General features: G+C 61.4%; 19 protein-coding genes. 15 read left to right on the top strand and 4 right to left on the bottom strand.

Going from position 1 to position 19,858, the window contains the following annotated elements; genetic code table 11:
• The first annotated feature begins 11 nt into the window (after positions 1-11).
• The 6 genes from LOY67_RS01230 (at position 12) to LOY67_RS01205 (ending at position 5,978) form a co-directional block, all read left to right on the top strand.
• Positions 12-1,205, top strand: a complete 1,194-nt coding sequence (locus LOY67_RS01230) for an SfnB family sulfur acquisition oxidoreductase (RefSeq protein WP_265065584.1) — start codon at positions 12-14, stop codon at positions 1,203-1,205.
• Positions 1,205-2,563, top strand: a complete 1,359-nt coding sequence (locus LOY67_RS01225) for an LLM class flavin-dependent oxidoreductase (RefSeq protein ID WP_265065583.1) — start codon at positions 1,205-1,207, stop codon at positions 2,561-2,563. Before LOY67_RS01230 ends, LOY67_RS01225 begins: the two co-directional genes overlap by 1 nt.
• A 166-nt stretch (positions 2,564-2,729) precedes the next feature.
• Positions 2,730-3,539, top strand: coding sequence for a MetQ/NlpA family ABC transporter substrate-binding protein (locus tag LOY67_RS01220; protein WP_265065582.1), 810 nt, complete (start codon positions 2,730-2,732; stop codon positions 3,537-3,539).
• Between the two features lie 2 nt (positions 3,540-3,541).
• A complete protein-coding gene (locus LOY67_RS01215) occupies positions 3,542-4,660 on the top strand; it encodes a methionine ABC transporter ATP-binding protein (RefSeq protein ID WP_265065581.1) in 1,119 nt (372 codons plus the stop codon).
• A complete protein-coding gene (locus tag LOY67_RS01210; RefSeq protein ID WP_265065580.1) occupies positions 4,650-5,294 on the top strand; it encodes a methionine ABC transporter permease in 645 nt (214 codons plus the stop codon). Before LOY67_RS01215 ends, LOY67_RS01210 begins: the two co-directional genes overlap by 11 nt.
• A 57-nt stretch (positions 5,295-5,351) precedes the next feature.
• Positions 5,352-5,978 carry a class I SAM-dependent methyltransferase gene (locus tag LOY67_RS01205; RefSeq protein WP_265065579.1) on the top strand — a complete coding sequence of 209 codons (627 nt, stop codon included), beginning with the start codon at positions 5,352-5,354 and terminating at the stop codon, positions 5,976-5,978.
• A 179-nt stretch (positions 5,979-6,157) separates the two neighbouring features.
• On the opposite strand, the gene LOY67_RS01200 is transcribed toward LOY67_RS01205, so the two are convergent.
• Positions 6,158-6,724 carry a transporter substrate-binding domain-containing protein gene (locus tag LOY67_RS01200; RefSeq protein ID WP_265065578.1) on the bottom strand — a complete coding sequence of 189 codons (567 nt, stop codon included), beginning with the start codon at positions 6,722-6,724 and terminating at the stop codon, positions 6,158-6,160.
• 133 nt (positions 6,725-6,857) lie between these two features.
• Here LOY67_RS01200 and LOY67_RS01195 point away from each other — a divergent pair, with 133 nt between their 5' ends.
• Positions 6,858-7,283 carry a DUF4399 domain-containing protein gene (locus tag LOY67_RS01195; protein ID WP_265065577.1) on the top strand — a complete coding sequence of 142 codons (426 nt, stop codon included), beginning with the start codon at positions 6,858-6,860 and terminating at the stop codon, positions 7,281-7,283.
• Positions 7,284-7,480: 197 nt separating this feature from the next.
• Here LOY67_RS01195 and serA read toward each other — a convergent pair whose 3' ends face one another.
• The gene (gene serA / locus LOY67_RS01190; RefSeq protein ID WP_265065576.1) at positions 7,481-8,710 is read right to left on the bottom strand and encodes a phosphoglycerate dehydrogenase; all 1,230 of its coding nucleotides are present in this window, start codon (positions 8,708-8,710) and stop codon (positions 7,481-7,483) included.
• A gap of 201 nt (positions 8,711-8,911) precedes the next feature.
• Here serA and LOY67_RS01185 point away from each other — a divergent pair, with 201 nt between their 5' ends.
• The 4 genes from LOY67_RS01185 to LOY67_RS01170 all read left to right on the top strand — a co-directional run bounded on the left by LOY67_RS01185 (position 8,912) and on the right by LOY67_RS01170 (position 13,205).
• Positions 8,912-10,306: an FAD-binding oxidoreductase gene (locus tag LOY67_RS01185; protein ID WP_265065575.1), complete on the top strand. Its 1,395-nt coding sequence runs from the start codon at positions 8,912-8,914 to the stop codon at positions 10,304-10,306.
• Between the two features lie 41 nt (positions 10,307-10,347).
• The gene (locus tag LOY67_RS01180; RefSeq protein WP_265065574.1) at positions 10,348-11,013 is read left to right on the top strand and encodes a fumarylacetoacetate hydrolase family protein; all 666 of its coding nucleotides are present in this window, start codon (positions 10,348-10,350) and stop codon (positions 11,011-11,013) included.
• 231 nt (positions 11,014-11,244) lie between these two features.
• Positions 11,245-12,177 (top strand): SdiA-regulated domain-containing protein, encoded by a 933-nt coding sequence (locus LOY67_RS01175; RefSeq protein ID WP_265065573.1) that lies wholly within the window; start codon positions 11,245-11,247, stop codon positions 12,175-12,177.
• Between the two features lie 116 nt (positions 12,178-12,293).
• Positions 12,294-13,205 carry an SdiA-regulated domain-containing protein gene (locus tag LOY67_RS01170; RefSeq protein WP_265065572.1) on the top strand — a complete coding sequence of 304 codons (912 nt, stop codon included), beginning with the start codon at positions 12,294-12,296 and terminating at the stop codon, positions 13,203-13,205.
• A gap of 151 nt (positions 13,206-13,356) precedes the next feature.
• Here the strand turns inward: LOY67_RS01170 and rpiA are convergent, their stop codons facing one another.
• Complete coding sequence (rpiA, locus tag LOY67_RS01165; protein WP_265065571.1) at positions 13,357-14,031, bottom strand: ribose-5-phosphate isomerase RpiA; 675 nt, start codon at positions 14,029-14,031, stop codon at positions 13,357-13,359.
• Between the two features lie 137 nt (positions 14,032-14,168).
• On the opposite strand from rpiA, the gene ilvA reads away from it, so the two are divergent.
• A complete protein-coding gene (ilvA, locus tag LOY67_RS01160) occupies positions 14,169-15,683 on the top strand; it encodes a threonine ammonia-lyase, biosynthetic (RefSeq protein WP_265065570.1) in 1,515 nt (504 codons plus the stop codon).
• A gap of 46 nt (positions 15,684-15,729) precedes the next feature.
• Positions 15,730-16,158 carry a DUF2269 domain-containing protein gene (locus LOY67_RS01155; protein WP_265065569.1) on the top strand — a complete coding sequence of 143 codons (429 nt, stop codon included), beginning with the start codon at positions 15,730-15,732 and terminating at the stop codon, positions 16,156-16,158.
• 94 nt (positions 16,159-16,252) lie between these two features.
• On the opposite strand, the gene LOY67_RS01150 is transcribed toward LOY67_RS01155, so the two are convergent.
• Positions 16,253-16,909: an HAD family hydrolase gene (locus LOY67_RS01150; protein ID WP_265065568.1), complete on the bottom strand. Its 657-nt coding sequence runs from the start codon at positions 16,907-16,909 to the stop codon at positions 16,253-16,255.
• 143 nt (positions 16,910-17,052) lie between these two features.
• On the opposite strand from LOY67_RS01150, the gene LOY67_RS01145 reads away from it, so the two are divergent.
• The gene (locus LOY67_RS01145; RefSeq protein ID WP_003186867.1) at positions 17,053-17,532 is read left to right on the top strand and encodes an RNA pyrophosphohydrolase; all 480 of its coding nucleotides are present in this window, start codon (positions 17,053-17,055) and stop codon (positions 17,530-17,532) included.
• Between the two features lie 22 nt (positions 17,533-17,554).
• Positions 17,555-19,834, top strand: coding sequence for a phosphoenolpyruvate--protein phosphotransferase (gene ptsP, locus LOY67_RS01140; RefSeq protein ID WP_265065567.1), 2,280 nt, complete (start codon positions 17,555-17,557; stop codon positions 19,832-19,834).
• Positions 19,835-19,858 lie beyond the last annotated feature (24 nt).

Here is a 19,858-nt window from a genome sequence, read left to right as displayed (position 1 = left end):
TGGAGCTGCACATGACGCTTTCCCAACACGTCGCGGTGATCACCAGCGATGAACAAGCCCTGGTCATCGCCAGTGACCTGGCCCATGACTTCAAGCGCGACAGCGCCCTGCGCGACCGCGAACGTCGCCTGCCGCACCCGGAGCTCGAAGCATTTTCCCGCTCCGGCCTGTGGGGCATCAGCGTGCCGAAGGCGTATGGCGGCGCGGGCGTTTCCAACGTCACGCTGGCCACAGTCATTGCGTTGATCACCCAGGCCGACGGCTCTCTGGGACAGATCCCGCAAAATCACTTCTATGCCGTGGAAGTGCTGCGGGTCAACGCCAGTGAGGCGCAGAAACAGCGCCTGTACGCCGAGGTGCTGGCCGGCCAGCGGTTCGGCAACGCCCTGGCGGAACTGGGCACCCAAACCGCCCATCACCGCACCACTCAACTGCGCCGCGACGGCGACGGCTATCGCATCAACGGTCGCAAGTTCTACGCCACCGGTGCGCTCTATGCCCAGCGCATCCCCACTTCAGTGGTGGATGAAAACGGTGTGCAGCAACTGGCATTCGTTCCGCGCAACAGCCAGGGCCTGACGGTGATCGATGACTGGAGCGGTTTCGGACAGCGCACTACCGGCAGCGGCTCGGTGGTGTTCGAAGACGTGTATGTCGCGGCCGAAGACGTCCTGCCCTTCCAGAGCGCCTTCGAACGACCGACGCCGTTGGGGCCGCTGGCGCAGATTCTTCATGCCGCCATCGACACCGGCATCGCCCGCGCCGCCTATGAAGATGCCCTGCATTTTGTCCGTAGTAAAACCCGGCCGTGGATCGACGCCACCAGCGACGTCGCCACCGAAGACCCACACACCCTCAAGAGTTTTGGCCAACTGAGCAGCCGCCTGCACGCTGCCGAAGCACTGCTGGAGCGAGCCGGGGAATTTCTCGACCGGGCCCAGGCCGACACCAACGCCGACACAGTCGCCGCCGCGTCGATTGCCGTGGCCGAAGCCCGCGCCATCAGCACCGAAATTGCCCTGGCGGCCGGCAGCACGCTGTTCGAGCTGGCCGGCAGCCAGGCGACCCTGGCCGAGCATGGCCTGGATCGCCATTGGCGCAACGCCCGGGTGCACACGCTGCATGACCCGGTGCGCTGGAAATACCACGCGGTGGGCAACTTCTATCTCAACGATGAAAAGCCGCCGCTGCGGGGGACCATTTGATGGCGCCCGGCAAAAAAAAGATTCTGCTCAACGCGTTCAACATGAACTGCATCGGGCATATCAATCATGGGCTGTGGACGCATCCCCAGGACACCTCCACCCAATACAACACGCTCGAATACTGGACCGGACTGGCGCTACTGCTGGAGCGCGGGCTGTTCGACGGCTTGTTTATCGCCGATATCGTCGGGGTCTACGACGTGTACCAGCAGTCGCTGGACGTCACCTTGAAGGAGTCGATCCAGCTACCGGTCAATGACCCGTTATTGCTGGTCAGCGCAATGGCGGCCGTGACGAAAAACCTGGGCTTCGGCCTCACCGCCAACCTGACCTACGAACCACCGTACCTGTTCGCCCGCCGCATGAGCACCCTCGACCATCTGAGTCGTGGCCGGGTCGGCTGGAACATCGTCACCGGCTACCTGGACAGCGCCGCCAAGGCGATGGGCCTGACTGCGCAGGTCGAGCATGACCGCCGCTACGACCAGGCCGACGAATACCTGCAAGTGCTCTACAAACTGTGGGAGGGCAGTTGGGAAAACGACGCGGTGCTCAACGACCGCGAACAGCGGATCTACGCCCAACCGGAGAAGGTCCACAAGGTCCGTCATCAGGGCGAGTTCTATCAGGTCGAGGGTTATCACCTCTGCGAACCTTCACCCCAGCGCACACCGGTGCTGTTCCAGGCCGGCAGTTCGGAGCGCGGACTGCTGTTCGCCGGGCGCCATGCCGAGTGCGTGTTCATCAGCGGCCAGAACAAGGCCGCGACCCGAAGCCAGGTGGACAAGGTTCGCGCCAGCGCCGTCCAGGGCGGACGCAAGCCCGAGGACATCAAGGTGTTCATGGGCCTGAACGTGATCGTCGGCGAGACCGAAGCCGTCGCCTGGGCCAAGCATGCCGAGTACCTCAGCTACGCCAGCGCCGAGGCCGGGGTCGCGCATTTCTCCGCGTCGACGGGCATCGATTTTTCCGAGTACGCACTGGATGAGCCGATCCAGTACGTGAAGAACAATGCCATCCAATCCGCCACCCGGATCCTGCAGAACAATGACTGGACCCGGCGCAAGCTACTGGAACAACACGCCTTGGGTGGCCGCTACATCACGCTGGTCGGCTCGCCCGAGCAGGTGGCCGACGAGCTGGAATCGTGGATTGCCGAAACCGGTCTCGACGGCTTCAACCTGACCCGCATTGTCACACCGCAAAGCTATGTGGACTTCATCGATCTGGTGATTCCCGAACTGCAACGGCGTGGCTCGTACAAGACTGAATATGACAGCGGCACCTTGCGGGAAAAGCTGTTTCGGGCAGAGGCTCATTTGCCCGAACGGCACACTGGTTCGCACCACCGACGATAGATGCTGCACTTCCTGTAGGCGTGCCGAAGGCTCGGGCCGCGTTCGGACGATCTTTTGATCCTGATGTTCGCTTGGGACTCAATTGTCTGGGACAAGATCGCAGCCTCGTTGCACTCGACAGCTCCTACAGGGGGCAACCCGTGCCTCAATGACTGGAATAATCGACATGACTACACAACGCCTGACCCGACCGGTCAAAACACTGGCCCTGGCCTTCAGCCTGTTCAGCTCGGCGCTGTTCGCCGCCGATGCACCGCTGAAAATCGGCACTACCGCCGCATTCGCCATTCCCCTGGAAGCCGCCGTGGCCGAGGCAGACAAACAAGGCCTGAAGGTCGAGCTGGTGGAGTTCAGCGACTGGATCGCACCGAACGTCAGCCTCGCCTCCGGCGATATCGACGTGAACTATTTCCAGCACATCCCGTTCCTGGAAAATGCCAAGGCTGCCGCCGGGTTCGACCTGGTGCCGTTCGCGCCGGGGATCATCAACAACGTTGGTCTCTACTCGAAGAAGTACAAAAGCTTCGACGAACTGCCCGAAGGCGCGAGTGTCGCCATTGCCAACGATCCGATCAACAGCGGTCGCGGCTTGCAACTGCTGGCAAAGGCCGGGTTGATCACGCTCAAGCCGGGAGTGGGCTACAAGGCCACCGAGGATGACATCGTCGCCAATCCGAAGAAGCTCAGGATCCTGCAGGTCGAAGCCGTGCAACTGGTGCGCGCCTATGAAGACGCCGACCTGGTGCAGGGATACCCCGCCTACATCCGCCTGGCGAACACCTTCGATGCCACCTCCGCGCTGCTGTTCGACGGCCTCGACCACAAGGAATACGTTATCCAGTTCGTGATCCAGCCCAAGAGCAATAACGATCCGCGGCTGATCAAGTTCGTCGACATCTACCAGCATTCCCCTGTGGTGCGCGCAGCCCTGGACAAGGCCCATGGCAAGCTCTACCAGGCCGGCTGGGAGGGCTGACCATGAGCGTCGCCAATGTTCGCCTGAGCACAGAAACACTCATTCCCCTCAGCGCCGCCCACACCGAACTGCATCCGGCGCTCAACCGCGCCCACGTGCGCTTCATCGGCGTGGGCAAGACCTACGACGGCACCCGGGTAGCCGCGCTGCAAGGCATCGACCTGGCGATCCAGCATGGCGAAGTGTTCGGCATCATCGGCCGCAGCGGTGCCGGCAAGTCATCGCTGATCCGCACCATCAATCGCCTGGAACAACCCAGCAGCGGACGGGTGCTGATCGATCAGGTGGACATCGGCGGCTTCGATGAAAACCGCCTGGTGGAATTGCGCCGACGCATCGGCATGATCTTCCAGCACTTCAACCTGATGTCGGCCAAGACCGTGTGGCAGAACGTCGAGCTGCCGCTGAAGGTCGCCGGCGTGCCCAAGGAGCAGCGCCAGCGCAAGGTCCGCGAGTTGCTGGAACTGGTCGGCTTGCAGGACAAGCACAAGGCTTACCCGGCGCAGCTCTCGGGCGGCCAGAAGCAGCGCGTCGGTATCGCCCGGGCGCTGGTGCATGACCCGCAGATCCTGCTGTGTGACGAGGCCACCTCGGCCCTGGACCCGGAGACCACCCAATCGATTCTCGGCTTGCTGCGCCAGATCAATCAGCGGCTGGGCCTGACCATCGTGTTGATCACCCATGAAATGGCAGTGATCCGTGAAGTCTGCGACCGCGTGGTGGTGCTCGAGCAAGGGCGCATCGTTGAACAAGGGCCGGTCTGGGAGGTGTTCGGCAACCCTCGGCATGAGGTCAGCCGGACCTTGCTGGCGCCGTTGCAACAGGCCTTGCCGGAGGAACTGCAAAGCCGTTTGCAGACGCAGCCAGCGTCGGCGGATGCGGCGGCTGTGCTGCGCCTGCAATTCACCGGCACGGGGCGGGAGGAACCGGATCTCGCCGCGCTATTCAGTGCCTTGGGCGGACGGGTGCGGCTGCTGCACGGGGGCATCGAGCGGATTCAGGGGCACGGGCTGGGGCAGTTGCTGCTGGCAGTCAGCGGCTCGTCCTGGGGCGCCGAAGAACTGCGACAACGCGCCGGCAATTGGGCACAACAGGTGGAGGTGCTGGGCTATGTGGTTTGATCGGTTGTTGCAGGGGTTTATCGACACGCTGCTGATGGTAGGCGTGTCATCGCTGATCGCGTTGCCAACCGGCATTGCGCTGGCGGTGGTTCTGGTCACCAGCGGCAAGGGCGGGATCTACGAAGCGCCCACGCTGAACCGTGCCCTGGGCGCGTTCGTGAACCTGTTCCGTTCGATACCGTTTCTGATCCTGATGGTGGCGCTGATCCCGTTCACGCGGCTGATCGTCGGCACGACCTACGGCGTATGGGCTGCCGTGGTGCCGTTGACCATCGCCGCCACACCGTTCTTCGCCCGCATCGCCGAAGTCAGCCTGCGGGAGGTCGACCATGGCTTGATCGAGGCCGCCCAGGCCATGGGCTGCCGACGCTGGCATATCGTCTGGCACGTGCTGTTGCCGGAAGCGCTGCCGGGCATCGTCGGCGGGTTTACCATCACGTTGGTGACCATGATCAATTCCTCAGCCATGGCCGGTGCGATTGGCGCCGGCGGCCTGGGGGACATCGCGTACCGTTATGGTTACCAGCGCTTCGACAGCCAGATCATGCTCACTGTGATCGTGCTGCTGGTAGCACTGGTGGCGCTGATTCAATTGGGTGGTGACCGCTTGGCGCGAGGCTTGAACAGGCGCTGAGTCGATGCCGGTGACGATGGGGTATAGTCGGCCTTCGCTCCCCACTCAAGCCTGGCCATGAAACACTCCCCCGACGACCTCCACGCCATCACCACTACGACCCTGGGCCATTACAACTCGGTCGCCGAAAGCTTTCGCGATGGCACTCGCGATCACGATGTCAGCCAGAACATCGACGCACTGTTGCGGCATATCCACGGCCCGGCACCGCTTCATATTCTCGATTTCGGCTGCGGCCCGGGGAGGGACCTGCAGACATTCACCCGCATGGGGCACGTTGCGGTGGGGCTCGACGGCTCTCAAGCGTTTGCCCAAATGGCTCGCCAGGACAGCGGTTGCGAAGTGTGGCAGCAGGATTTCCTGCAACTTGATCTGCCAAGCGAACGCTTCGACGGGATCTTCGCCAACGCCGTGCTGTTCCATATCCCCGTCCAGGAACTGCCTCGAGTGCTCCAGCAGTTGCATGCCACCCTCAAACCCGACGGCGTGCTGTTCAGCTCCAACCCCCGGGGCGAGAACCAGGAAGGCTGGAACGGCCAGCGCTTCGGCGCCTATCACGATCTTGAGGCCTGGCGCACGCAGCTCACCGCCGCCGGTTTTGTCGAGCTGGAGCACTACTACCGGCCGGCGGGGCTACCCCGGGAGCAGCAGCCATGGTTGGCGAGTGTCTGGCGCAAGTCTTAAGGCCCACAACAACCCCCTGTGGCGAGGGGATTTATCCCCGCTGGGGTGCGAAGCAGCCCTAAAAGCTAATGCCTCGAACTGTCAGGTTGATCGGTTTCGGCAGTATGGGGGGCGCTTCGCACCCCAGCGGGGATAAATCCCCTCGCCACAAAGACCGCGCCTGACTCTTTAATAACCTGTCATTGCTGCTTACCCAACCACTTCTGCGACAACTGCTCCAGCCTCCCGTCATCCTTGATACGCGTCAGCGCATTGTCCACGCTGGCCTTGAACGCCGGGTTGCCCTTCTGGAACGGAATCACCAGGCTCGGTGCCGGGCCGCTCTTTTTTTCCGACTGGAAAGACTGCGCCATCATGAGCGGGGCTTGTGTTTCCTCGCTGCTCGCCAGCAGTTGTGCATCCGGACGGCTGTAAGCCGCACTGGTGTCGAAACGTTCCGCCAGTTCCGGGGTCATTGCTATGTGGTTGATGGCGACGTCGTACTTGCCGCTTTCCACGCCGCTCAGCAGATCCGCGGCATCGGTGACCACAAAGTCGGCGCGTACATCGAGTTCATTGGCCAGCATCTGGCCCAGTTCCACTTCAAACCCGGTGAGTTTGCCGTCTTCCTTGAAGTTGAAGGGCGCGGCATTGGCTTCGAGGGCGATGCGCAGTTCGCCACGGTCGTTGATGTCGTCGATCAGTTCGGCATGGGCCAAAGGGCTCAAAAGGGGTAGCAGGCAGATCAGGCCAGGCAGCAAACGCATGGTCACTCCTTTGTATTAGTACAAGCGACGCTCGTTTCAGGCTCGCTTTGCTATGGTTGTTGCAGGCTTCGACAACGATTGGTCATGAAGTTGTCACGACCAATAGGATTTCACGGAAAAACTGGAGAAAAAAATGAAAAGCTTTATGTCACGTGCCGCATTGGCCGGCCTGTTGCTCGGCACTTCGATGCTGGCAAACGCCGCGACGCCAGCTCCCAAGGGGGCAGAAGTATTCATCGTTTCCCCGGCCGACGGGGCCACTGTTGCCCAGGAATTCAAGGTCAAGTTTGGCGTCAAGGATATCGCTTTGGCGCCGGCGGGTGATGTAACAAAAAATACCGGGCATCATCATCTGCTGATTGATGTCGACAAGTTGCCTGCCGCAGGCGCCCCGATTCCAAACGATGCCAACCACATGCACTTCGGCAAGGCGCAAACCGAGGCCACCATCAAACTGGCCCCGGGCAAGCACACCTTGCAACTGGAGCTGGGCGACAGCGGGCATATGCCGTTCGATCCGCCGATTGTCTCCAAAAAAATTACGGTGAACGTGAAGTAACCACACGACCCCTTGTGGGAGCGAGCCTGCTCGCGAAAGCGTCGGATCAGTGACATCTCCGTGCGCTGATGCGCCGCCTTCGCGAGCAGGTTCGCTCCCACAGGTTTCGCGGTGTGTCAGGCTATAAAAAAAACGGGAGCCCTCTTGGACTCCCGTTTTTTATTGCAAGCCCAACCTCAACTTGCCGCCCAGTCTTTTTAGAACAACACGCGGGACCGAATGGTGCCCTTGATGTGCTGCAGCTTCTCTTGCGCCAGGTCCGAGTATTCGGCATCGACGTCGATCACGACGTAGCCGACTTTCTCGTTGGTCTGCAGGAACTGACCGGAAATGTTGATGCCGTTTTCCGCGAAAACCTTGTTGATCTCGCTCAACACACCCGGGATGTTCTCGTGGATGTGCAGCAGGCGGTGCTTGCCAGGGTGCGCCGGCAGGGCTACTTCCGGGAAGTTCACGGACGATACCGAAGTACCGTTGTCGCTGTACTTGACCAGTTTTTCCGCCACTTCCAGGCCGATGTTGGCCTGGGCTTCAGCGGTGGAGCCGCCGATGTGCGGGGTCAGGATCACGTTGTCCAGGCCACGCAGCGGGCTTTCGAAGATATCGTCGTTGGAGCGCGGCTCCACCGGGAACACGTCGATGGCGGCGCCGATCAGGTGCTTGTCCTTGATCGCGTCGGCCAGGGCGTCGAGCTTGACCACGGTGCCGCGAGCGGCGTTGATCAGGATCCCGCCCTTCTTGATGGCGCGGATTTCCTTCTCGCCGATCATCCACTGGGTAGCCGCGGTTTCCGGCACGTGCAGGGTCACGATGTCGGACATGCCCAGCAACTCATGCAGATCGTTGACCTGAGTAGCGTTACCCAGCGGCAGCTTGGTCACGGTGTCGTAGAAAAACACCTGCATCCCCAGGCCTTCGGCCAGGACCGACAACTGGGTACCGATCGAGCCATAGCCGACGATGCCCAGCTTCTTGCCACGGATTTCGAAGGAGTTGGCCGCGCTCTTGATCCAGCCGCCACGGTGGCAGGAAGCGTTTTTCTCGGGAATGCCGCGCAGCAGCAGGATCGCTTCGGCCAGCACCAGCTCGGCAACGGAACGGGTGTTGGAGTACGGCGCGTTGAACACCGCGATACCGCGCTCGCGAGCCGCATCGAGGTCAACCTGGTTGGTGCCAATGCAGAAGCAGCCGACCGCCACCAGTTTCTTGGCGTGGTCGAAGATCTCTTCGGTCAATTGAGTGCGGGAGCGAATGCCGATGAAATGAGCATCGGCGATCTTTTCCTTGAGCTGGGCTTCCGGCAGAGAACTGGTGATGTACTCGATACTGGTATAGCCCGCCGACTTGAGGACGTCGACAGCCGATTGGTGGACGCCTTCGAGGAGAAGGAACCTGATCTTGCTCTTATCGAGTGAAGTCTTGCTCATCTGCGTAAACCTGTGTCCCGGAAAAAATGGCAGGGAATCGGACAGCGCATGCTGGCCCGATCGGCGTGATGGCCGTCGCCGCAGAACGACCTTCGGCACTGTCCTGCGGGGGCGGTATGCTAGCATATGCGACCTGTAAACACTCATTCTGCGACATGAAGCGTTCTCAGGGTGACCATGAATTGTTCGAGAGTCCTGTCGATGACCAATCCTCTCCTGATAGAAGAGCTGAAGACCCTGGTCGAGCCCGGCAAGGTCCTGACCGATACCGCCTCCCTGCAAGCCTATGGCAAGGATTGGACCAAGCACTTCGCCCCGGCGCCGGCCGCCATCGTCTTTCCCAAGACCATCGAACAGGTCCAGGCCATTGTGCGCTGGGCCAACACGCACAAAGTTGCACTGGTGCCTTCGGGCGGGCGCACCGGGCTTTCCGCCGCAGCGGTGGCGGCCAACGGCGAAGTGGTCGTGTCATTCGACTATATGAACCAGATTCTCGAGGTGAACCTCACGGACCGCACCGCCGTCTGCCAACCGGGCGTGATCACCGAGCAATTGCAGAACAAGGCGCAAGAGCACGGGCTGTACTATCCGGTGGACTTCGCTTCCGCCGGTTCCAGCCAGATTGGCGGCAACATCGGCACCAATGCCGGCGGGATCAAGGTGATTCGCTACGGCATGACCCGCAATTGGGTGGCCGGGATGAAAGTCGTCACCGGTAAGGGCGATCTGCTGGAACTGAACAAGGACCTGATCAAGAACGCCACCGGCTACGACCTGCGGCAGCTATTCATCGGCGCCGAAGGCACCCTCGGTTTCGTGGTCGAGGCCACCATGCGCCTGGATCGTGCCCCGAAAAACCTCACCGCGATGGTGCTGGGCACGCCGGACTTCGATTCGATCATGCCCGTGCTCCACGCCTTCCAGGGCAAGCTCGACCTGACTGCCTTCGAGTTTTTCTCCGACAAGGCCCTGGCCAGGATCATGGGCCGTGGCGACGTGCCGGCGCCGTTCGAAACCGACTGCCCGTTCTATGCCCTGCTGGAATTCGAAGCCACCACCGAAGAGGTTGCCAATCACGCCCTGGAAACCTTCGAGCACTGCGTGGAGCAGGGCTGGGTGCTGGACGGCGTGATGAGCCAGAGTGAAACCCAACTGCAGAATCTGTGGAAACTGCGCGAGTACATCTCGGAAACCATCTCCCACTGGACGCCGTACAAGAACGATATTTCGGTGACCGTCTCGAAAGTCCCGGAGTTCCTCAAGGAAATAGACGCGATCGTCGGCAAACACTATCCGGACTTCGAAGTCGTCTGGTACGGCCACATCGGCGACGGCAACCTGCACCTGAACATCCTCAAGCCGGACAGCCTGAGCAAGGACGAGTTCTTCGCCAAGTGTGCGACAGTGAACAAATGGGTGTTCGAGATCGTCGAGAAATACAACGGCTCGATCTCGGCCGAACACGGCGTAGGCATGACCAAGCGCGACTATCTGACTTATAGTCGCTCGCCGGTTGAAATCGAATACATGAAAGCCATCAAGGCCGCGTTCGACCCTAACGGCATCATGAATCCAGGGAAGATTTTCGCGGCTTGAGCGTAATAACATCGGATGAACCCCACAAACAGGAGTCGGTAATGAGTTATCAGCACCAGTATGTCGACGGTACCCGCATACATTTCCCGGTGGGAAAAGTGGTATGCATTGGCCGTAACTACGCCGAACATGCAAAGGAACTGGATAACCCGGTGCCTACCGAACCCTTGCTGTTCATCAAGCCCGGCAGTTGCGTGGTACCGCTGGAAGGTGGCTTCAGCATTCCTGTCGAGCGGGGCTCGGTGCACTACGAAGCGGAAATTGCCGTGCTGATCGGCAAGCCACTGTCGACCCGACCAAGCGTCGAAGAAGTGCTCGATGCCATCTCCGGCTTCGCCCCGGCCCTGGACCTGACCCTTCGGGACAAGCAGGCCGAACTCAAGGCCAAGGGCCTGCCATGGGAAATCGCCAAGTCCTTTGACGGTGCGGCGGTGATTGCGCCGTTCGTATCCAGCGCTCTTTTTGCCGACCTGGCCGATATCCCCGTGCGCCTGACCATCAACGGTGAAGTGCGCCAGGACGGCAACAGCAGCCTGATGCTCAATCCCATCGTGCCGATGATCCAGTACATGGCCGGCTGTTTCTCACTGCAGGCCGGCGACGTGATCCTCACCGGCACCCCGGCGGGCGTCGGGCCGCTGAATGCAGGGGATGAGCTGGTGCTGGAACTGCCGGGCGCAAGTCGTTTCGAAAGCAGCGTTCGCTAAAGCGCAGCACAGTTTCCTCTGTGGGAGCGAGCCTGCTCGCGATAGCGGCGTGTCAGCCAACATCAATGTCGCAGGACAAACCGCTATCGCGAGCAGGCTCGCTCCCACAAGGGTTTGAAGGCGCCCACCCCACGATTTACCGTTTTTTTCACATGCCATCCGGATAATTCCGGAGAATGCGGCATCTGAGCCAGCCATTCCCCTGCCCGAATCCCTGGAACGCATTCACCGATGGCCAAGACCCAAGCACTGCCCCACGCCAAACCTGCCCGCCGCTCCCGCTTTGCCCTGCCCTGGTATGCCTGGTCGCTGCTGGCGGTGGCTGCCGCTTATGGGCTGGCGTTTGCGATGCATTGGGATGATCGGGGCCTGCTTTGGGTTTCGGAACACTTTGAGAGCCCGGCCCAACGCCAGGAAAGCGTCTGGCTGCCGGACTACACAGCCGTGATCGATGCCAAGCCGCTCCCGGGCATGGAGAAGGATGAAGCGTCCGATGTGACCTACAACCCACAGACCAAGACCCTGTTTGCCGTCATGGGCAAGAATCCGTTCCTGGTGGAGCTGACCTTGCAGGGCGATGTGCTGCGCAAGATGCCGTTGGTGGGCTGGAGCAACCCTGAAGGGGTGACCTTCATGGAGAACGGACTGCTGGCCATTACCGACGAGCGAACCCACACACTGTCGATCGTCCATGTCGATGCCAATACGCGCGAACTGAACAACAGCGATTTCCCTCACTACGACCTTGGCCCTTCAAAGAACCAGAACAAGGGGTTCGAGGGGGTTGTCTGGGACCCTCGCAACCAGCAACTGGTGCTGGGCGAAGAACGCCCGCCGGCATTGTTCACCTGGAAAAGCGATGGCAGCCTGTTGCTCAAGGGCGACAAACAGATCCACGCCAGCAATGAACTGGATCTGCGCAACCTCTCGGCCCTGGCGATAGATCCTCGTACCCGTCACATGCTGGTACTTTCGGCCGACTCGCACCTGCTGCTGGAACTGGATGAAAAAGGCCAGCAGGTCAGCTTCATGACCTTGCTGGGCGGCTTCAACGGGCTGAAGGACACCATCCCCCGCGCCGAAGGCGTCACCGTGGATGAAGCCGGCAACCTGTATATGGTCAGCGAGCCGAACCTGTTCTATCGTTTCGATAAACACCGCTGATAGCGCAACTCTGTAAGGTAATTCCTCCTTCGCTGTAGGGTGTGGCACACGGCCATTAAGCTTCAGTTCAGGCAGCCGTGGTATTTCCAACCACCTGTTCTTACCCGAGCCCACCCATGCGCCGACTTGCCCGTCCCAAACCCTTGATTCTGATGTTGCTGGCAGTCGCCCTGATCGTCCTGATCGCGGCGGGTCAGTACCTGCGCCTGTTCGAACGGGCCTGGTTCAACCTCAATACCCTCTGGCAACCCACCAACGAGCAGGCCATCGCCCTGGACCAGTACCGGGTCACGCTGGAAGCCCAGGTGATCGAAGGTCTCGACGACGTTTCGGCACTGACGTTCGATCCGGTACGCAAGAGCCTGTTCACCGTCACCAACAAGAATGCCGAGCTGATCGAACTGTCACTGGACGGCAAAATCCTGCGCCGGGTGGCGCTGATCGGGTTCGGTGATCCGGAAGCGGTGGAATTCATCAGCGAAGACATCTACGTCATCAGTGACGAGCGCCAGCAACGGCTGATCAAGATTCACCTGGATGAAGACACCCGGTTTCTCGACGCGGCCGACGCCGAACAAATGACCCTCGGCGTGCACATGAGCAAGAACAAGGGGTTCGAAGGGCTGGCCTACGACTCAACGGGCAAGCGGCTGTTCGTAGCGAAGGAACGCGACCCGATGCTGATTTATGAAGTGCAGGGTTTTCCCCATCACAATTCGGAAAAATCTTACGCAGTCCACGTCATCAACAACCCGAAGCGCGATGCCGGGCTGTTCGTGCGCGACCTGTCGAGCCTGCAATACGATGAGCGCAGCGGCCATCTGCTGGCGCTGTCCGATGAGTCGCGGTTGATCATCGAGCTGGATATCGACGGGAAGCCCCTGAGCACACTTTCGTTGAGCAAGGGCCGCCAGGGTCTGCAAAAGAATGTGCCCCAGGCCGAAGGCATCGCCATGGACGATGACGGCACTCTTTATCTGGTGAGCGAGCCGAACCTGTTCTACGTGTTCAAGAAACCGCAGCCCTGATCCTGGCCTGCCATGGATCCAATGTGGGAGCGAGCCTGCTCGCGATAGCGATTCACCCGTCACATCAGCGTTGAATGTGAAACCGCTATCGCGAGCAAGCTCGCTCCCACAGGGGCCCGGCGTCAATCAACAGACCGGGCACTTCCTCGGTTTACTCGGCGCGCAGGGTCTTCACACCTTCACTCGTTCCCAGCAACAGCACATCCGCCGGGCGGGCAGCGAACAAACCATTGGTGACCACGCCAACGATGGCGTTGATCTGGCTTTCCAGCTCCGTCGGGTTGGTGATCTGCAGGTTATGCACATCCAGGATGATGTTGCCGTTGTCGGTCAGCACACCCTCGCGATACACCGGGTCGCCGCCCAGCTTCACCAGTTGGCGGGCCACGTGGCTGCGAGCCATCGGAATGACTTCGACCGGCAACGGGAATGCGCCGAGCACCGGCACGAGCTTGCTGGCGTCAGCGATGCAGATGAAGGTCTTGGCCACGGCCGCGACGATCTTTTCCCGCGTCAGGGCCGCGCCACCGCCCTTGATCAGGTTCAGGTGCGCGTCGCTTTCGTCAGCGCCGTCGATGTAGAACTCCAGATCGCTCACGGTGTTGAGCTCATACACCGGGATCCCGTGGCCCTTGAGCCGCGCAGCGGTGGCTTCGGAACTGGCGACCGCGCCGTCGAACGCGCCCTTGTGCCGGGCCAGCGCGTCGATGAAGCAATTGGCCGTGGAGCCGGTGCCGACCCCGACGATGCTCTTGTCATCCAGTTTCGGGAGGATGAGGTCGACGGCGGCCTGGGCCACGGCCTGTTTGAGTTGATCCTGGGTCATGCGGGCTCCGAAAACGGGCAGGGAGTAAAGAGGGGCGCGAGTATAACCCAACAAAACCTCGGGATTCGTGTGGTCGCCCGGCCAATAGCCGGGTTAGACTCCCAGGCCCTGCCCAACCCGCCCAGTGATGCTTTCCGATGCTTGAACAGTACGTCAAAAAGATCCTCACCTCGCGCGTCTACGACGTCGCCGTAGAAACCCCGCTGCAGACCGCTCGCCAACTTTCCGAGCGGCTGGGCAACAGCATCTGGCTCAAGCGCGAAGACTTGCAGCCGGTGTTCTCGTTCAAGATTCGCGGGGCCTACAACAAGCTGACCCAGCTCAGCGAAGAAGAGCGTGCACGTGGCGTGGTCACGGCGTCGGCGGGCAACCATGCCCAGGGCCTGGCCCTGGCGGCCAAGGTCCTGGGCGTGAAGGCCACCATCGTGATGCCCAAGACCACCCCGGAAATCAAGGTCGAAGGCGTGCGCTCCCGTGGCGGCAAAGTGGTGCTGCATGGCGACTCGTTCCCCGAGGCCCTGGCCTATTCGCTGAAACTGGTTGACGAAAAGGGTTACGTCTATATCCATCCCTACGACGATCCCCACACCATTGCCGGGCAGGGCACGGTGGCGATGGAGATCCTGCGTCAGCATCCGGGGCCCCTGGACGCGATTTTCGTTCCGGTGGGCGGCGGCGGGCTGATCGCCGGGATCGCGGCCTACGTGAAATACCTGCGGCCTGAAATCAAGGTCATCGGTGTCGAACCCGATGATTCGAACTGCCTGCAAACCGCCATGGCCGCCGGCGAGCGGGTGGTGTTACCGACCGTGGGGCTGTTCGCCGACGGCGTCGCCGTGGCGCAGATCGGTCAGCACACCTTTGATATCTGCAAGCATCACGTCGATGAAGTCATCACCGTCAGCACCGACGAGATCTGCGCCGCCATCAAGGATATCTACGACGATACCCGCTCGATCACCGAACCTGCCGGCGCCCTGGGCGTGGCGGGAATCAAGAAATACGTCGAGTCACGCGGCATCAGCGGCCAGACCCTGGTGGCCATCGACTCCGGCGCCAACGTCAATTTCGACCGCCTGCGTCACGTGGCCGAGCGCGCCGAGCTGGGCGAAGGCCGCGAAGCAATCATCGCGGTCACCATTCCCGAGCAGCCGGGCAGCTTCAAGGCGTTCTGCGAAGCCATCGGCAAGCGTCAGATCACCGAATTCAACTACCGCTACAACACCGGCAGCGAAGCGCACATCTTCGTGGGCGTACAGACGCACCCGGAAAACGACCCGCGCAGCGCACTGATCGCCAGCCTCACCGAGCAGGGTTTCCCGGTACTGGACCTGACCGACAACGAACTGGCCAAGCTGCACATCCGCCACATGGTCGGCGGGCATGCGGCCCACGTCATCGACGAAGTGGTGCTGCGCTTCGAATTCCCGGAACGTCCGGGCGCGCTGTTCAACTTCCTCAACAAGCTGGGCGGTCGCTGGAACATCTCGATGTTTCATTACCGCAACCATGGCGCGGCGGACGGCCGTGTGGTCGCCGGGCTACAAGTGCCCCACGACGAGCGCCATCTGGTGCCGGCGGCCCTGGAAGAAATCGGCTATCCGTACTGGGATGAAAGCGATAACCCGGCGTACCAGCTGTTCCTGGGTTGATAAAGCCAAGCTAGGCTGTTGGGCACGGCTTTAAGGAAATCGAACAATGGAAACATTGACTGCGCTGAAGATCGCCCACGTCCTGGCCACTGCCCTGTTGTTGGTGGGCGCCGTGGGGCTGGCGATCTGGGTTTGGCGGACACGCCGCAACGGTGACGCCACGGCATCGGCCCGCATACTGCAACGCCCACGGGTGTTTGTCTGGCTGGTGATGGGACTTTCCCTCGCAAGCCTGCCATTCACGGGATGGTGGATGGTCCATCAGGTCGGCTGGCCGCTGGGACAGACCTGGCTGCTGGCTTCCAGCATCCTCTATACCCTGGCGGCGCTGGCGGGGTTCTGGCTGTTGGTGCGACTGAACAAACGGCGCAAGCTGCCGACGGCGGGCAATGGCACATTTACATTGGCCTTGGCGCTGTTCAGTTTTGTCTGCCTGATCGCCATTGCCGGGTTGATGGGGGCCAAGCCGGTTTAGGGCTTGGGGACCGCGTCGCTTCCATCGCGAGCAGGCTCGCTCCCACAGGGATACGCATTCCAATGTGGGGGCGAGCCTGCTCGCGATGACGATTTCAGCCGCGCAGACTGATCACCGGCCACCCCCGCTTCTGCGCCTCAGCCCGCAAATTCGGATCAGGATCCACCGCCACCGGACGCGCAACCGCCTCCAGCAACGGCAAGTCGTTCATCGAATCGCTGTAGAAATAGCTGCCTTCGAGGGAATACCCGGTTTCTTCCAGCCAGCGATTCAGGCGGGTGACCTTGCCTTCGCGAAAGCAGGGGATGTCGGTGCTGCGCCCGCTGTAGCGGCCGTCGACCATCTCGCACTCGGTGGCGATCAGGGTTTCGACCCCCAGGCGCTCGGCAATCGGGCCGGTGACGAAGCGGTTGGTGGCGGTGATGATCACCAGTTTGTCGCCGGCGTCACGGTGTTTTTTCAACAATTCGATGGCCTGGGGCAACACGATGGGCTCGATGCAATCGCGCATGTAGTCCAAATGCCATTGGGCCAACACATCCATTTCGGTACGACCGAGGATTTCCAGGCAGAAGTTCAGGTATTCGGCATTATCGAGCTTGCCGGCCAGGTAATCCTGGTAGAACCCATCGTTGCGCGCCTTGTACGTGACGGCGTCCAGGAAGCCTCGCTCACACAGGTAATCGCCCCAGGCGTGATCGCTGTCGCCGCCCAGCAGTGTGTTGTCCAGGTCGAATAAGGCCAGCCGCATTGCAGTTACTCGCTGAAATTTCTGAAGAAAGGCGCTCAGAATACGGACTTTTCACAAGAGTGCACATAACCTGGGCAGGCTCGTTGCTGCTTTAACAACCTTTGTGGAACAATGCGGCGACATGCGCTTGCGAGGTTGTTGCCGTGATCGATCCCGATGGTTTCCGACCCAATGTGGGGATCATTCTTACGAATGATGCCGGGCAGGTGCTGTGGGCTCGCCGTATCAATCAAGACGCCTGGCAGTTTCCCCAAGGCGGGATCAACCCCCAGGAGACGCCGGAAGAGGCTTTGTACCGCGAGTTGAATGAAGAAGTGGGGCTGGAGCGCGAAGATGTTGAAATACTCGCCTGCACCCGCGGCTGGTTGCGCTATCGTTTGCCGCAACGCCTGGTCAGGACGCACAGCCAGCCGCTGTGCATCGGCCAGAAGCAGAAATGGTTTCTCCTGCGCCTGATCTCCAACGAGCAGCGGGTGCGGATGGATTTGACCGGTAAACCGGAGTTCGATGGCTGGCGCTGGGTCAGCTATTGGTATCCGCTGGGCCAGGTGGTGACATTCAAGCGCGAGGTGTACCGACGCGCCCTCAAAGAGCTTGCCCCGCGCCTGCTGACGCGCGACTGATGACGGAGTTCGACCCCGAGCCATGCTCAATACGCTGCGCAAGATCGTCCAGGAAGTCAACGCCGCCAAGGATCTCAAGGCGGCGTTGGGGATTATTGTATTGCGCGTCAAAGAGGCCATGGGCAGCCAGGTCTGCTCGGTCTATCTGCTGGACCCCGAGACCAACCGTTTCGTGCTGATGGCCACCGAGGGCTTGAACAAGCGCTCGATCGGCAAGGTCAGCATGGCGCCCAATGAAGGTCTGGTCGGTCTGGTCGGCACGCGCGAAGAGCCCCTGAACCTCGAAAACGCTGCGGATCACCCGCGCTATCGTTACTTTGCCGAAACCGGCGAAGAGCGCTACGCCTCGTTCCTCGGCGCGCCGATCATCCACCACCGCCGCGTCGTCGGCGTGTTGGTCATCCAGCAAAAGGAGCGCCGCCAGTTCGACGAGGGTGAAGAAGCCTTCCTCGTGACCATGAGCGCACAACTGGCCGGGGTTATCGCCCACGCCGAGGCCACCGGCTCGATCAGCGGCCTGGGTCGCCAGGGCAAGGGTATCCAGGAAGCCAAGTTCATCGGCGTGCCGGGTTCACCGGGCGCGGCCGTGGGTACGGCGGTGGTCATGCTGCCGCCGGCCGACCTCGACGTGGTGCCGGACAAGGCTATCAGCGACATCGATGCCGAGCTGGGGCTGTTCAAGACCGCCATCGAAGGCGTGCGCGCCGACATGCGCGCCCTGTCGGCCAAACTGGCGACGCAGCTGCGCCCCGAAGAACGCGCGCTGTTCGACGTCTACCTGATGATGCTCGACGACGCCTCCCTGGGCAGCGAAGTGACCACGGTCATCAAGACCGGCCAATGGGCCCAGGGCGCGTTGCGCCAGGTGGTGACCGACCACGTCAACCGTTTCGAACTGATGGACGACGCCTACCTGCGCGAGCGCGCTTCGGACGTCAAGGACCTCGGCCGCCGCCTGCTGGCCTACCTGCAGCAAGAGCGCCAGCAGACCCTGGTCTACCCCGACAACACCATCCTGGTCAGCGAGGAGCTGACCCCGGCCATGCTCGGCGAGGTGCCCGAGGGCAAGCTGGCGGGGCTGGTCTCGGTCCTGGGTTCGGGCAACTCCCACGTCGCGATCCTCGCCCGGGCCATGGGCATCCCCACGGTGATGGGCCTGGTGGACCTGCCGTATTCCAAGGTCGACGGCATCCAGATGATCGTCGACGGCTACCATGGCGAGGTCTACACCAACCCCAGCGACGTGCTGCGCAAGCAGTTCGCCGATGTGGTGGAGGAAGAAAAGCAACTGTCCCTGGGACTGGACGCACTGAAAGACTTGCCATGCGTGACCCTCGACGGCCACCGCATGCCACTGTGGGTCAACACCGGCCTGCTGGCCGACGTGGCCCGGGCGCAGAAACGCGGCGCCGAGGGTGTGGGCCTGTACCGCACCGAAGTGCCGTTCATGATCAACCAGCGCTTCCCCAGCGAAAAGGAACAACTGGCGATCTACCGCGAGCAACTGGCCGCCTTCCATCCGCAACCGGTGACCATGCGCAGCCTGGACATCGGCGGCGACAAGGCCTTGTCCTACTTCCCGATCAAGGAAGAGAACCCCTTCCTCGGCTGGCGCGGGATTCGCGTGACGCTCGACCACCCGGAAATCTTCCTGGTCCAGGCCCGCGCCATGCTCAAGGCCAGCGAAGGGTTGAATAACCTGCGCATCCTGTTGCCGATGATCTCCGGCACCCATGAGCTGGAAGAAGCCCTGCACCTGATCCACCGGGCCTGGGGTGAAGTGCGCGACGAAGGCACCGACGTGCCGATGCCGCCGGTAGGGGTGATGATCGAGATCCCGGCAGCGGTGTACCAGACCAAGGAACTGGCGCGCCAGGTGGATTTCCTCTCGGTCGGCTCCAACGACCTGACCCAGTACCTGCTGGCCGTGGACCGCAACAACCCACGGGTGGCCGACCTCTACGACTACCTGCACCCTGCCGTGCTGCAAGCCTTGCAGACCGTGGTGCGCGACGCCCATGCCGAAGGCAAGCCGGTGAGCATCTGCGGTGAAATGGCCGGCGACCCGGCGGCAGCGGTGCTGCTGATGGCGATGGGCTTCGACAGCCTGTCGATGAACGCCACCAACCTGCCGAAAGTGAAGTGGATGCTGCGCCAGATCAACCTCAGCAAGGCCCAGGAACTGTTGGCGGAAGTGATGACCATCGATAACCCGCAGGTCATCCATAGCTCGTTGCAACTGGCGCTGAAGAACCTTGGGCTGGCGCGGATGATCAATCCGGCTTCGAGCAAGACGCTCTAACCGGCGGTGCCGCCATCGCGAGCA

Origin of the sequence: Pseudomonas sp. B21-056 (assembly GCF_026016325.1) — a bacterium.
Classification (GTDB): domain Bacteria; phylum Pseudomonadota; class Gammaproteobacteria; order Pseudomonadales; family Pseudomonadaceae; genus Aquipseudomonas.
The sequence above is the reverse complement of the archived record's forward strand: the minus strand, read 5'-3'. Positions and strand labels throughout refer to the sequence as shown.

Excerpts from the sequence above, each read along its gene's own strand:
- LOY67_RS01230 (WP_265065584.1), top strand. The coding sequence starts at position 12 with ATGACGCTTTCCCAACACGTCGCGGTGATCACCAGCGATGAACAAGCC.
- LOY67_RS01225 (WP_265065583.1), top strand. The coding sequence starts at position 1,205 with ATGGCGCCCGGCAAAAAAAAGATTCTGCTCAACGCGTTCAACATGAAC.
- LOY67_RS01220 (WP_265065582.1), top strand. The coding sequence starts at position 2,730 with ATGACTACACAACGCCTGACCCGACCGGTCAAAACACTGGCCCTGGCC.
- LOY67_RS01215 (WP_265065581.1), top strand. The coding sequence starts at position 3,542 with ATGAGCGTCGCCAATGTTCGCCTGAGCACAGAAACACTCATTCCCCTC.
- LOY67_RS01210 (WP_265065580.1), top strand. The coding sequence starts at position 4,650 with ATGTGGTTTGATCGGTTGTTGCAGGGGTTTATCGACACGCTGCTGATG.
- LOY67_RS01205 (WP_265065579.1), top strand. The coding sequence starts at position 5,352 with ATGAAACACTCCCCCGACGACCTCCACGCCATCACCACTACGACCCTG.
- LOY67_RS01200 (WP_265065578.1), bottom strand. The coding sequence starts at position 6,724 with ATGCGTTTGCTGCCTGGCCTGATCTGCCTGCTACCCCTTTTGAGCCCT.
- LOY67_RS01195 (WP_265065577.1), top strand. The coding sequence starts at position 6,858 with ATGAAAAGCTTTATGTCACGTGCCGCATTGGCCGGCCTGTTGCTCGGC.
- serA (WP_265065576.1), bottom strand. The coding sequence starts at position 8,710 with ATGAGCAAGACTTCACTCGATAAGAGCAAGATCAGGTTCCTTCTCCTC.
- LOY67_RS01185 (WP_265065575.1), top strand. The coding sequence starts at position 8,912 with ATGACCAATCCTCTCCTGATAGAAGAGCTGAAGACCCTGGTCGAGCCC.
- LOY67_RS01180 (WP_265065574.1), top strand. The coding sequence starts at position 10,348 with ATGAGTTATCAGCACCAGTATGTCGACGGTACCCGCATACATTTCCCG.
- LOY67_RS01175 (WP_265065573.1), top strand. The coding sequence starts at position 11,245 with ATGGCCAAGACCCAAGCACTGCCCCACGCCAAACCTGCCCGCCGCTCC.
- LOY67_RS01170 (WP_265065572.1), top strand. The coding sequence starts at position 12,294 with ATGCGCCGACTTGCCCGTCCCAAACCCTTGATTCTGATGTTGCTGGCA.
- rpiA (WP_265065571.1), bottom strand. The coding sequence starts at position 14,031 with ATGACCCAGGATCAACTCAAACAGGCCGTGGCCCAGGCCGCCGTCGAC.
- ilvA (WP_265065570.1), top strand. The coding sequence starts at position 14,169 with ATGCTTGAACAGTACGTCAAAAAGATCCTCACCTCGCGCGTCTACGAC.
- LOY67_RS01155 (WP_265065569.1), top strand. The coding sequence starts at position 15,730 with ATGGAAACATTGACTGCGCTGAAGATCGCCCACGTCCTGGCCACTGCC.
- LOY67_RS01150 (WP_265065568.1), bottom strand. The coding sequence starts at position 16,909 with ATGCGGCTGGCCTTATTCGACCTGGACAACACACTGCTGGGCGGCGAC.
- ptsP (WP_265065567.1), top strand. The coding sequence starts at position 17,555 with ATGCTCAATACGCTGCGCAAGATCGTCCAGGAAGTCAACGCCGCCAAG.